This window comes from Cupriavidus gilardii, from assembly GCF_017598945.1.
Taxonomy (GTDB): Bacteria; Pseudomonadota; Gammaproteobacteria; order Burkholderiales; family Burkholderiaceae; genus Cupriavidus; species Cupriavidus gilardii_E.
Window position 1 is genome coordinate 101,138 of the sequence record NZ_JAGFTW010000019.1, and the last position, 12,871, is coordinate 114,008.

At 67.4% G+C, this 12,871-nt stretch carries 7 protein-coding genes; all 7 read right to left on the minus strand.

Annotated features, from left to right (window positions below; genetic code table 11):
• Position 1 precedes the first annotated feature (1 nt).
• Entirely contained in the window at positions 2 to 2,731 is a 2,730-nt protein-coding gene (locus J5T34_RS08365; protein WP_208579335.1) for a T6SS effector BTH_I2691 family protein, read from the minus strand.
• Positions 2,728 to 3,603 carry a DUF4123 domain-containing protein gene (locus J5T34_RS08370; protein ID WP_208579336.1) on the minus strand — a complete coding sequence of 292 codons (876 nt, stop codon included), beginning with the start codon at positions 3,601 to 3,603 and terminating at the stop codon, positions 2,728 to 2,730. Before J5T34_RS08370 ends, J5T34_RS08365 begins: the two co-directional genes overlap by 4 nt.
• Complete coding sequence (locus J5T34_RS08375) at positions 3,603 to 6,395, minus strand: type VI secretion system Vgr family protein (protein ID WP_208579337.1); 2,793 nt, start codon at positions 6,393 to 6,395, stop codon at positions 3,603 to 3,605. Before J5T34_RS08375 ends, J5T34_RS08370 begins: the two co-directional genes overlap by 1 nt.
• Positions 6,396 to 6,441: 46 nt before the next feature.
• Positions 6,442 to 9,177, minus strand: coding sequence for a type VI secretion system ATPase TssH (gene tssH / locus J5T34_RS08380; protein WP_208579338.1), 2,736 nt, complete (start codon positions 9,175 to 9,177; stop codon positions 6,442 to 6,444).
• 20 nt (positions 9,178 to 9,197) lie between these two features.
• Positions 9,198 to 10,403: a type VI secretion system baseplate subunit TssG gene (gene tssG, locus J5T34_RS08385; RefSeq protein ID WP_208579339.1), complete on the minus strand. Its 1,206-nt coding sequence runs from the start codon at positions 10,401 to 10,403 to the stop codon at positions 9,198 to 9,200.
• Entirely contained in the window at positions 10,367 to 12,220 is a 1,854-nt protein-coding gene (gene tssF, locus J5T34_RS08390) for a type VI secretion system baseplate subunit TssF (RefSeq protein ID WP_208579340.1), read from the minus strand. The genes tssG and tssF overlap by 37 nt, the downstream gene beginning before the upstream one ends.
• Before the next feature lie 101 nt (positions 12,221 to 12,321).
• Complete coding sequence (gene tssE, locus J5T34_RS08395) at positions 12,322 to 12,795, minus strand: type VI secretion system baseplate subunit TssE (RefSeq protein ID WP_023263644.1); 474 nt, start codon at positions 12,793 to 12,795, stop codon at positions 12,322 to 12,324.
• Positions 12,796 to 12,871: the final 76 nt, after the last annotated feature.

A 12,871-nucleotide genomic window follows, 5' to 3' on the forward strand; every position in this document is an offset into this window, starting at 1 on the left:
ATCAGTCCTTCGTGGCCAGCTTCAGCTGTTCCATCTCCTGTTCGACGTCTCCGTAGCGCTCGTCGCTCAGGCTGCCCCAGTAGCAGCGTTCAAGCCAGTCCTGGATCTTGTCGTCGGCCAGCCAGGCGATCAGCCCCGCGATCACGAACATCACGATGGCAATCACGATGCCCCAGCCGGTCATGCCGACATAAACGGCCCAGACCATCAGCAGGCCGACCGCCGCCGACAGGACATAGAGTCCTCCGACGATGACATTGCCCTCCGAGAATTCGAGCCGTGCCTGGTTCAGATCGAGCACCGCAATGATGACACCGCCGACCGCGGTCGCGCGGCGTCCCACGCTCTCCAGCATCTTGGCCAGCGACGCGTCCAATGCGCGCCCGAACTGCAGGCCGAAAGTTACGCGGGCCTTGGCGACCTTCGACACCAATTCGATGATGCCGCCCGCCACGCCGACGACGCCGCCCAGAATGCGTCCCCACGTATCGCCGACCTTGTGATTCATCGAGTCGTCGCTGTCGCTCCACAGCTTGATCAGCAGCACGATATCAAGGACGGACGAGGCCGCGCCGACACGCACATCGGTATTGATGACCCCTTTCCACGCACCGGGCAGTCGCATCAATGCATAGTTGTTCGGCAGGCGCAGCGAGCGCGCCAACCATGCCGTACGCTGTGCCTTGGTCAGGCCGGCGGGCATGCTGTTCAGATGCGCGGGATCGACCAGCACCAGGAAGGACTTGCTGGTCGTTCCCTCCATCGGCAGCCCATGTACCTCGAGGCGCCGCAGCTCCAGCTCGACCGGGTCGTACAGGGCACGGCGCGACGGCACATCGTGCCCCGCCTCGGCGCTCAGGTTGCGGATCTTGCGGATCAGCTCGCGGCGGAACGTCCGGTAGTCGCCCTCGACCTGCAGCGGCACCATCGCCTTCCTGGACAGCATGCCGAACAGAACGCCGATGCCCTTGATGGGACCGTCCGCGGTCGCCTTGCTCAGCGCCCAGGCCAACGGGCCGTTGATGCCCAGGATGAAATTGGCGATCAGGCACGACGCCGTGGCCGGGTTTGACACGCGCTGGAAGGCGAAGTCGTAGACCTTGATCAGCGAAGGCCAGGACAGGTTCCACGGATCCACGCCGCTCGACGACGCCTTCGCGGCCGCCGCGAGCACGTCCTGCTGATTGAAGCCCAGCGCGCGCAGCAACAGGTTCTTCTGGTCATCGGGACTTCCGTCGAGCCACTTCTTGTACAGCTCGAAGCAAATCGGCTTGTCTTGCGTATTGCCGATACAAAGCATCACGGCGCCGGTATAGGCCTCGCCGCTGCGCATATTGGTCTCGTCGTAGTTGCAGGCGAACACATTGGCCATCGCCTCGCTCTCCAGCCACGCACGGTGCGCCTTGGCAAGCGGATCGATCGTCTTCTTGTTGAACCCGTCCAGCGCGCGGTCGAATGCCTTCTGGAAGTCTTCGCGCGCCTTCTCGTCATAGCGCTTCGCGCCGGTCACCATGCGCGTCTCGTACTTGGTCCACGAGTTGCTGCGCGCCTGGTGAAGGCGGGCCTTGGGCACATTGCGATAGGCCTCGGCAATACTGCGATTGCGCGCCTTCTCGGGTTCGCCGAGCAGCCATTCGGCCAACATCTTGCCGGCCGCCATGGTCTCCGGGCCCGCGCCGCCCGGCATGGGCATCGCGTGGGGATCCGCGGTGCCGTAGATCTCGACGTTCTGCGCGCTCTCCTCGGCCGTACGCATGACGTCGAGTTCGGCATGGTTGCCGATCGACTCGCGGATCGACATGATGGCCTGCGACACGGCCAGCTTGCGGGCGCGCTCGGGATCTTCGTACAGGAAGTCCTCGTAGCACTCGTGCATCAGCGGATCGAGTTCCGAAGCGATACCGACCGGGTCCCACAATGCCGCCAGGGCCGGCCGATACGGGGCGGCGGCTGACTCGGCCCACTTCAGAAGATCGGCCTGCTGCTCCTTGCAGGCGTTGAAGTCGTGCGGCGAGAAGTCGAAGGCGGGGTACGCCTTGATCACTATGGTCGGCAGCGTGTGGACGTCCGGATCGCTTGCCGGCATGGGTTCCGGCGGCGCGTCCTTGACCGTCTGGCCCTCCGCCTGGAACTCGGCCACCAGCTTGCCGGCGTCCGTCAACGGGGCCACGTGAGGCAAGGCCGCAGCGCCGCCATTGCGCCATTTGTTGATATCGATCCGGCGCATATGCTTCTCGCGCCAGGCCTGGCGCTTGTGCCGCTTCTTGACCTCCTCGGTCCACATCACGTCGGAGAAGCCGATCCAGACCGGACCGGCCACATGGGCGTCCTTGACGGTGATGCAGCGCGCGATCACCGCATCCTGCTTGTTGCTGCAGGTGAACTCGATGTCTTCAGGCAGCGGCGGTGCTGGGTCGTTGAAGTCGAACTCATACAGGTAGCCACCTTCGGTCACGACGTAAGCGGACCACAGGCCGCGCTTCTCGTTGAAGACGTAGAGGTAGCCGCCGCGCAGCAGGCGCAGGGTGTAACGGGCCACGTCCTCGGGCAACGCGATGGCCGTCACCTTGTCGCCGAACTGCGAATCCAGCGCCGGCGGCACCGGCGCCAACGGCCGGCCGCTCTTGCTCTTTCCGGTGCGGCCGATCGCGTACCGAACGGGCAGGATGGGCAGCCCTTCCTTGTCGCAGAACGGGCATTTGGACGCTTCCTCGATGGCGGCTGCGTTCATGTCGCTTGTTCCCATAGTCGATCGTTGTGGTGCGTCCCGGTTGCAGGCGGAACGCCCAGCGGGTCGTCGGTCAGTTCGGCACAGGCGCCGACGTAACTGAGTTCGCCGGCCTCCGCCTTCAGCAGCGCCGCCTTCAGGGCGGGATGGGCGTCCGGGTGGCCTTGCATCGCCACGTATTGAACGGCGTAAAGCCGGCGGTCCGCCTCATCGCGCAAGCCATGCCGTTGGGTGGCTTCGACCAGCGCGTCATCCAGTTGCCGGCCGAGCGAAACGGCGTCGGCGCACGGCCAACCGCTTCTCGCTAGCGTTTGCAGGCAGCCGTTGACGAGGCCCACGCGCCGCAGCGGCCCGATCTGGCCGGGCCGCACCCGCAGCGGTAGATGGGGATCGCGGCTGGACAGGCGCTGGCGCCGTTCTCCGAGCGGATCGACCCAGTGCCACTGTGCTACCGGTCCCATCAGCGCATCCAGTTGCGTGTCATCCAGGATGCCGAGCAATTGCGTCATCACGCGCGGATCGGTGAAGCGCAGCAGAAATCGGCCGCTGTCTGGCGCGCTCAGCAACTGCGCCGTACCGAGATGGTGGGCAAGCCGTTCGGTCGAGTGCTGGCTGACCAGGCAGGCGCTGAAATACGGGCGCAGATAGTCCTGTTGCCACCGCAACCCGGCATCGATCAGCGCAATCTTTCCCTGTCGATCGAGATCCGCCAGCGCCAGCAACGCCGGCATCAGGTGCGGCTGGACGTCGACACCACGCGGAACGAGCGGCGTGACCGGCAACGCCGCCACGGCCTGCCGGCCAAGCTGCAGCGGGCTGAGCACGACGTGCGTGAAGTCGTCCAGAAAGCGATGATGCAGTTCGAACATCGCCATCAGCCCAACGGCACCAGCGCATCGCCGGCGGCTTCCGCACCGCGCGTCTTGAACTCGCACAGCCCCAGGTCGCCCTTGGCCAGCGAATTGCTCGCCTCCGCGCCTGCGGGCCCGACAAACCGATGCCCCGCCCCCTTGAACTCCACCTTCCCCGGCGCATGCAGTTCAATCTTCCCGCCCAGCACGCGAATCTGCGCCCCGGCGGCGTTCAGCAGCACATGCTGCTTGCCCTCGACCGTGACGTTGGCCTGGGTCGAGGCAATGGTCACCGTGCGTTCCGCGGCGTAGCGGCTGGCGCCGGTCAAGCTGGCGACTTCGACCTTGCCGGTGGCCGCATGCAAGGCCATGCCTTTCGCGTCGGCGCCCTTCTGCGCGGTCTGCGTACCCTGGCCGCCTGAACCGGAGCCCGAGCCGGAGGCGCCCTGCCCATCGGCAAACAGGCTCAACCCATCGGCCACCGCGACCGCGAGATTGCCGCCGGCCGCCAGATTGAAATGTTCCCCGGCCACCAGCGTCGCATTGGTGCCCGCGACCAGCACGGCATCGGCCGGCGTCGACAGCGCCACGCCCTTCGGGCCCGACACCACCAGATGCGGTTCGCTGTAGGCAATCGCCGAGCCGCCGTCCTCGGCCTTGGCTTCGGTGCGCAACACTTCCGCGCTGTGCTTCAGCGATTCGAGCGCCGGCAGCGCGTCCGCGGCCGGCTCATCGGGCAGGCCAGCCTTTTGTTTTGCGGCCTGCTCCGCCAGCGTGCGGGCGAGCTCCAGGCTTTCCTCGACCTGCGTCACGGCCTGCTCGCTGTGCAGCAGCGGTTGCGTGACGCTGCCATCTTCGGCGGCGATCAGCAGGCCCGAGCCGGCGCGGACGCTGCCGGAGGCGTCGGTGGCCAGTGCTGCGCCATGGCCGAGGTCGGTTTCGCGGGCGTTGTCGCGCTGGAACAGATGGTGGCCAAGGGTCAGCGAGGTCGCGGCCTGCGTGGTCGAGAGCAGCGTGCGGCTCTGGCCTTCGGTGTCGTCGAACACCAGCTGGTTGTAGCCGCCGTTGCCGGTCTGGCTCGCGGACAGCGCCTGCGTCTTGATGCCGGACAGCACGGCGTTGTGCGCGTAGGCCTTGTCCTTCTGCCCTTCACCGGCGAACCAGGCGGGCGCGTTGCCGGTCGCGTTGGCGGCGCCGGCCTGTTGCTTGTTGATCTGCGCGTCCGTTTCGCCGGACCCGTTGTAGGCCGCGCCGACGACCACGGGGCGGTCGATATCGCCGTTGACGAACTCGACCACCACCTCCTGGCCGACGCGGGGCAGCGCAACGCCGCCCCAGTTGTCGCCGGCCACGGGGGTGGCGACGCGCAGCCAGCAGCCGAGCGAGGCATCGGCGCGGGCGTTGTCGTCGCCGGCCGGGTGGGACTGTCGGCTCACCGAACGCCCGCCACGTTGCCAATGGAACTGGACCTTGATGCGGTGATCGCGGTCGGTATGGACCGGCCCGCCATCGCCGATCACCAGTGCGGTCTGGCTGCCCCGCACGGTAGGCCGGGGATGCAGCAGGCGGCCGTCGTCGCCGCGCAGCGCGGGCCGGTATGGGACGCTGGCGCGCACGGCGGTGAATCGGTTGCGGTACAGCGGCAAGGTCTCGTTGTCGCCAGCCGCAGCCAGGCCCGCCATCGCCAGCAGGGCCCGGCCGAAGCCCTCGTTGAAGTTGTTGCGGGCCTCGTGCGTAACCGACAGCACCACGAAGCGCCGGCCGTCTTCCTCGTCGGCATCGTGCTCGTAGTGGTCCAGCAGCGAGAACGTGGTCGCCGGCGCCAGCGTGCGGACCGTGCCGCCGCCGTGGAAGGCCTTGTTGCGGACCTCGAGCGATTCCATCGCCATGCGCGCGATGCGCTGTGCCTGCTCTCCGTCCTCGAACGCGTACTGGCCGACAAAGTCGGTATCGGTCAGCGCGGTGGCCTGCTCGCCGTTGTCGTGGTGCGTGTTCACGGTCGCGCTGCGCAGCGACGTGGTGCGATAGTCCCAGGTCGCCAGCTCGACCGCATTGGTCTGCCACTGGCGCTCACCCTGCCATTCGGTGATCACGTCTTCCGACGCGGTGGCATCGGCGCGGCCGAAGCGGATGCTGGCCTGCGCGTTGTCCTTGAAGACGTCGTTGCGATCGGCGATCACCATCCGATGCAGGCCGAGCGCATCGCCATCGGCGCGCTCGTGCTCGAAGTAGTAGAACAGCCCTTCCTCGGCCAGCAGCCGCGTCACGAAATCGAAATCCGACTCGTCGTACTGCGTCACCACGCTGCGCTTTGGATAGACCGCGGCGTCGGCCAGCGCCCAGCGCCATTCCGGCACCAGCTTGCCCTGCCCGCGATAGTCGCCGAGCACGCTGTCGACGATCTCGATCACCGACATGTCCTGGAACAGGAAGCTGTCGCGGCGATGGCGCAGGAAGGCCAGCCACGGCTCGATCACCAGCCGGTAGCGCGCCAGGCCGCCATTGGCGCCGACGCGCTCGAACACCGTCACATGGCCGTGCAATGGCCGGGGCTTGTCGCGGTCGAGCTGCGTCAGCAGGTCGATGCGCACCGGCTGGCCGAGCAAGGCGGCTGGGTCGAGCCTGGCGTCGTCCGACAGCGCCGACAACTCTATACGGAAGCCACCGCCATCGAGCTGTTCCCGCGCGAGCAGCCGCTCGGCGAGCAGCACATCGTTCCCGAGCGGCGTGGAGAGCCGCAGCAGACGGTCGTGCTGGCGGAAGGCCGCGCGCCATTGCGCCGCCAGTTCATGCGCCATATCGGTCAGTACGCCCATCGCTGCCTCGACTTTGAGTTACGGAGTCAATTGACCTCAATTGAACTCAATTGACCTTGTAGCGGAAGCCGCCGTTCTTGTTGACGCCGACCTTGATCTTCTGGATGGCCTCGCCCTGCGCCATCTTCGCCAGCACCGACTGCGCAATCTCGGGCAGCAGCGTGCCGTTCAGGATATGGTCGACGGCGCGCGCGCCGGTATCGACTTCGGTGCAGCGCTGCAGCACGGCCTCGGTCACGGCCGGATCCCATTCGAATGCCGCGCGGTGGTTCTGCTGCACGCGATCGCCGATGCGGCGCAGCTTCAGCTCGATGATCTCGACCAACGTGTCGTCGCTGATCGGGTAGTACGGCACCACCTTGGTCCGGCCGATAAAGGCGGGCTTGAAGGTCTTGTACAGCGTCGGACGCAGCGCTTCGGTCAGCGCGTCGGCGTCCGGCAGTTCCTCGGCGGACTTGTTGAGGCACGCCTGCATGATCGAGGCCGAGCCCGCGTTCGAGGTCAGGATGATGATGGTGTTGCGGAAGTCGATGGTCCGGCCCTCGGCGTCCTCCATCCAGCCTTTGTCGAAGACCTGGAAGAACATCTCGAGCACGTCGGGATGCGCCTTCTCGATTTCGTCGAGCAGCACCACGCTGTACGGGTTCCGCCGCACGGCTTCGGTCAGCACCCCGCCCTCGCCGTAGCCGACATAACCCGGCGGCGAGCCCTTGAGGCCCGACACGCTGTGGGCCTCCTGGTACTCGCTCATATTGATCGTGATCAGCTTGCGCTCGCCGCCGTACAGGATGTCGGCCAGCGCCAGCGCGGTCTCGGTCTTGCCGACGCCGGACGGACCGACGAACAGAAACACGCCGCGCGGCTTGTGCGGGTCTTCCAGATTGGCCGCGGCGGTACGCACGCGCTGGGCTACCGCTTCGAGCGCGTGCGGCTGGCCGACCACGCGTTCTTCGAGCAGCGGCTTCAGGTTCATCACCGTATGCAGCTCGTCCTTGACCATGCGGCCCAGCGGAATGCCGGTCCAGGCGGAGACGATCTCGGAGACGACCTGGCCGTCGACCTGGATCGGGACCAGCGGTTTTTCGCCCTGCAGCTGGCGCAGTTCGTCCTTCAGGCGCGACAGTTCGTCGGTGGGCGGGGTCGGTGTGGCGGCCTTGCGGCGGCGTCCTGCGGGCGCGATGTCGCTGTTGGCAGCCACCGGCGCGGCTTCCTCGGCGATGGCATCGGTCGCTGCGGCCGCATCGCCGACACGCGCATCGCGGGACCGCAGCAGCGCAACGATCCGCTCGACCAGTTCGCGTTCGCGTGCCAGCCGCTCATTGCCGGCCGCTATCTGCTCGCGCAGCGCCTGCTCCTGCTTCTGCAGCTCGGCCAGGCGCGCCTGATGCTGGCCGCCGGTCGACAGCTCGCGTTGCAGCGCGCCGATCTCGACCGTCAGGCGCTCCAGCGCCTTCTGGTCCTGTTCGATTTCAGCAGGCGTCGCGCTCTGCGCCAGCGCGACCTTGGCGCAGGCGGTATCGAGCACGCTGACGGCCTTGTCCGGCAACTGCCGGCCGCTGATATAGCGGTGCGACAGCCGCACCGCCTCGGTGATCGCTTCGTCGAGCACGCGCACGTCGAAGTGCCGCTCCATCAGGCCGACCATGCCGCGCAGCATCGCCGAGGCCAGCGCCTCGTCCGGTTCCTCGACCTTGACGACCTGGAAGCGCCGCGCCAGCGCGGCGTCCTTCTCGAAGTACTTCTTGTATTCGGCCCAGGTCGTCGCCGCGATCGTACGCAGCTCGCCGCGCGCCAGCGCCGGCTTCAGCAGGTTGGCCGCGTCGTTCTGGCCCGCCTGCCCGCCCGCGCCGATGATCGTGTGCGCCTCGTCGATGAACAGGATGATCGGCTGCGGGCTGCGCTTGACCTCGTCGATCACGTTGCGCAGCCGGTTCTCGAATTCGCCTTTGACGCTGGCGCCGGCCTGCAGCAGGCCCATGTCCAGCGTGCGCAGCGCGACGCCGCGCAGCGGCGGGGGCACGTCGTCGGCGGCAATCCGCAAGGCCAGCCCCTCGACCACCGCGGTCTTGCCGACCCCGGCCTCGCCGGTCAGGATCGGGTTGTTCTGACGGCGGCGCATCAGGATATCGATCATCTGCCGGATCTCGGCGTCGCGGCCGATCACCGGATCGATGCGGCCGTCGCGCGCCGCGGCGGTCAGGTCGACGGTGTACTGGTCGAGCGCCGGGGTCTTCGACAGCGCGCCCTGACCCGACGGCTCCTCGGTCGGTGCGGCCCCCGCGTCCGCGAAAGCCACCGCCTGCTCGGCCTCCTCGGAGCCCTTGGTCAACGCGCCAAGCTCGTGCTTCAGGCGCTCGACCGGGAATTGACCGAAGCGTTTGGAGCCGCGCTCGGCCAACGGCGCCAGGCTCGGCTCGGTCAGCAATGCCAGCAGCAGATGGCCGGAACGGATACGCGTGGTCTGCGAATCGAGCGAGGCGATCAGCCAGGCATGCTCGAACAGCTTGGGCAGCCACGGCGAAAACGCCGGCGTGCGGCCATTGCCGGTCTGGAAGCGGCCGAGCTCCCTGTCCAGGTCGCTTTGCAGCGCGGCCGGATCGATGCCGCTGGCCCGGGCAGCGACCGACACGTCGCTGCGGGGATTCTCGAGCAGCGCCAGGAACAGATGTTCCAGGTCGACCTCATAGTGGCCGCGCGCCATGCACAGCGAGGCGGCGCGTTCGGCGGCCTGCCGGCTGGTGGCGTTCAGCTTCGCGATCAGCGTCTTCAAGGGGGTGGCCATGATGGCTCGGCTCCGGTCTATCAATGAATGGGCGACAGCGTGTAATGCGCGTCGCTGCGATCCTGCGTGGCGGGTCGCGAAACGAGGAAGGTGTCCCAGCCGACGTGGCCGCTGCCGGCGGCGCCGAGCTGGCAACCGGTCACGTCCTGCCGGCGCAGGATCGGTTTGACTTCGTATTCGAGCGTGGCGCCGCCGAGCACGGTCAGCATCTTGCGCAGCGCCAACGCGCCCTCGGCGCCGGGCAGGAAGGCGCGGTACTGATCGCGCGCCAGCGGCCCGATCCACACGCGCACGCGCAGATCGCGCTGCCAGACGCGCTGGCCGGCCAGCGCGGTGGCGCCGAGCACGTTGTTGACGCCGCCCAGGCGCGACCATTGCGATGGCGGTACCCGGTACCAGCCGCCGACGAACTGTTCGACGCGGACCGGCACGCGGAAATAATCGGACAGCACCTGCTGCAGATACGAAGCCGACATCGGCCGATGCCGCACCGCGGTGGCATAGCCGGCGACTGCCTCGTCGTGGATCGTCCCCGGCGTCTCCCGCAGGCCGCGGCGAACGCCCGCATCGGCGACGCCGGCCAGCGACAGCAGCAGCGGCAGGTAGTGGCGCGTGCGGTCGACCTCGTGCTGGAACGGCAGCCGGTATTTCTTCCACGCCAGATAGAACAACGCGACGGCGCGGTTCGAGAAGATATCGAAAAAGGCGCGCGCGGCGCCGTCGCGGCGCATCGTCTCGCGCTCGGCCACGACTTCCGTGTAGTGCAGCGGCAACGCGCCCTGGCCGCCGAGCATGCCGAAGAAGGCCGGGGTCACCGCCACATCGTCGAGCGGACGCTCGGCGAGCGCCTCGGCAAAGGCCGCATCGTCGTCGAGCGCCTGCTGTGCGATACCACCGGCCTCTATCTGCACGATCTCGCTGGCGGGGAACGACAGCGACAGCGCGTTGGGAAAGCGCACGCGCGTGGCGAGCTGATGCTCGGGGGTGTCGGCGACACGCGCGATGGCGTTGCCGCCCACCGCGCTGTTCACCGCGCCATTTGTCGTGCCATTCGTCGTGCCATTCGTCGCGCCGTTCACGCCGCCATTGACACCGCCCTGTGCCCTGCCCTGACGCGCGAACTGAATCTGCAGCAGCCGCACCGCCTGGAAGAACTGGAAGCGATACGGCTGCCGCAGCAGCCGGCGTATCACACCAGGATCGATTCGCCGCTTCTGGGAGCGCATTGGATCAATTCCTTGCCGGTGCGGCGCGAGACGGCGACGAGCTGCACGAAGCTGTTCAGATGGACGTACAGACCGAAGAAGTGGTCCATCACGCGGATGAAGCGATGCAGGCCGGTGCCGACGAACGCTTCCTCGTCCAGCGTCAGGCGGATCTGCAGGCCGCGCACGAATGTCGCGAACGGCTTGCCCGCCAGCCATTGCGTGCTGGGCTGATAGTCCAGTCCGACGATGCCCTCGATCTGGCGCGCGGAGATGCCGCTGCGTGCCAGATCGTGCAGGCGCAGCATCTCCTTGAGCGCCGGCAGGCCGTCCTGCACCAGCGACAGGTGGTTCAGCGCCAGCAGCGAGATCAGGCGCCATTGCGCCGCGCGGCCGCCGGGCAGACGCTGCGACGGCGTCGGCTTGCGCAGGAACGTGATCTGCCGCGCGATCGACGTGCCCTCCATCGTCAGATCGCCGTCGGCATGGCCGAACGACAGGCTGGCCGGCAGATCGCGATTGGTGCAGGTGACATCGATGCTCAGCGTATCGGTCTGCGGCTGCGCCGGATCGAAATCCAGGTCGACGATCGAGATCTCGGTTTCGTAGCCGGGGCTGCGGCGCGCCACCAGCTCGTCGCGCCGCGCCAGCCAGAAATGGCCCGCCCGGTTCGGATCGTCGGCGTGATGCAGCGAATAGAACGGCCGGAACTCGATCACGTCGTTACCGTTGGCGGTCTCGCGCACCAGGTGCACGCGATCGATCGAATAGATGTCGTAGCCGTGCGCGCGGCGGCCGTCGGCCACCACCGGATAGGCGCTGGCCGTATGTTCGATGCGGATCGGATCGGCCTTCTGCGCGAACAGGTTGACCACCGGCGTGCAATGCAGCCGCAGATGATCCGCCTGCAGACTCTCCAGCAGCCGCGCGGTATGCGAGTCGCTGCGGATGTCGGTCATCACCAGATGCAGCTGCAGACGCCGGGTGTTGCCACCCGCCGCGCCCAGCGCGCGCCGCAGCGCCGCCAGGTCGAGGTCGACGAAATTGAATTTCTCGGCGAAGGCGAAGTGTTCGGAGAGCAACCGGTAGGCGGGATGCGAGCGCGCCGGCGTATCGATCAGCGCCTCGTTGGCGGCAAAACCGACCTCGCGCAGCGGCACTGCCGACAGCCGCTGCCAGACGCCGGGCCGCGGGCCCTCCAGATACGCCGCCGCGGTATGCAGGAACAGCGCGTCGCCCAGCGCGGCGACGAAGGACGGCTCGCCGTCCAGATAGACGCGCAGGATATCGAGCGCCAGCGTGTCGAAACCGCCCCGCTCGCCCTGGTATTCGAGCACGATCGTCAGCGCGCCTGTGGCGCCCTTGGGCAATACGGTCGCCGCCGGCGCGACGGCCGCGCCGCGATAGCTCGCCTGGGCGATGCGGACCGGGGCGAAGGTCACGTCGTAGGCCGTGCGGAAGCGGCATTCGACCCGATTGACCGGCCGCGTGCTCAGCATCGTGCCGCGCGGCACCGTCATCGGCGCGGACAGCTGCGCCGCCGCGCCCCGCGCATCGAAATGCGCGATTGAGCAGGACGGAAACGGCCGCAGGTAATGCGGATACATGACCTCCAGCAGCGCTTCGGTCAGTTCCGGGTAGTCGTCGTCGAGCTTCTTGCTGATGCGCGCCGCCAGGAAGGCGAAGGACTCGACCATCCGCTCGACGTGCGGATCGTCGCAACCGTCGGCCGACATGGCGAGCCGCCCGGCGATCTTCGGATATCGCTCGGCGAAGTCGCGCGAATACCGGCGCAGATAGGCCAGTTCACGCTCGTAGTAAGGCAGTAGCTCTTCCATGGCTGCTCGGCGGTCGGTGCGTGGCGGTGGCGGATCGGCTTGGTTCGGACATGGGTTGGGCATGGCCCCCTTCATGGGCCACGGACCGTGCGCCCGCCCTGTCAGGTTCGTCCGCGCGTCACCGAGTACTGCAGCGTCGACGGCTGCAGCAACGCATCGAAGCTCACCGGCTCCCGCGCCGGCCCCACCAGCAGCATGGCGGTGATGCCGAAGCACAACGCATTGGTGTTGCGCTCGCTGACATCCAGCGACACGGTGACATTGCGCAGCCGCGGCTCATGCCGCTCGATGGCCTTGGTCAGCGACTGGCAGATGTAATTGCGGTCGTAGTAGCTGGCCAGACTGAGCCCGGCGAAGTCGTTGAGCCCGTACGTCAGCAGCGAACGCTTGCACTCCGGCAGGCCGCTCAACTGGGCTTCGTCGATCACGATGCGCGTATTGAGCAGCGCCTCGATGTCGCGCGCCACCGTGGACTTGAGCTCCTCGAGCGTGAGCTGCCGCATCGCGGTCGGCAGCGGCGCGTGGGGCTCGTCGTCGAACAGCTTGTCGAGCAGACTCGGTTCGAAACCTTTCATGGCAAGCGCCGGCACCCCGGCCACTCGGGCGCTTTCGCGCCGAATCGCCAGGATGCCGGCATCCGCATCAACCGAT

What these genes read in the sequence shown, in the direction of transcription:
- J5T34_RS08370 (WP_208579336.1), bottom strand. Translation starts at nt 3,603, where the DNA reads ATGGCGATGTTCGAACTGCATCATCGCTTTCTGGACGACTTCACGCAC.
- J5T34_RS08375 (WP_208579337.1), bottom strand. Translation starts at nt 6,395, where the DNA reads ATGGGCGTACTGACCGATATGGCGCATGAACTGGCGGCGCAATGGCGC.
- tssE (WP_023263644.1), bottom strand. Translation starts at nt 12,795, where the DNA reads ATGAAAGGTTTCGAACCGAGTCTGCTCGACAAGCTGTTCGACGACGAG.
- tssG (WP_208579339.1), bottom strand. Translation starts at nt 10,403, where the DNA reads ATGCGCTCCCAGAAGCGGCGAATCGATCCTGGTGTGATACGCCGGCTG.
- J5T34_RS08365 (WP_208579335.1), bottom strand. Translation starts at nt 2,731, where the DNA reads ATGAACGCAGCCGCCATCGAGGAAGCGTCCAAATGCCCGTTCTGCGAC.
- tssH (WP_208579338.1), bottom strand. Translation starts at nt 9,177, where the DNA reads ATGGCCACCCCCTTGAAGACGCTGATCGCGAAGCTGAACGCCACCAGC.
- tssF (WP_208579340.1), bottom strand. Translation starts at nt 12,220, where the DNA reads ATGGAAGAGCTACTGCCTTACTACGAGCGTGAACTGGCCTATCTGCGC.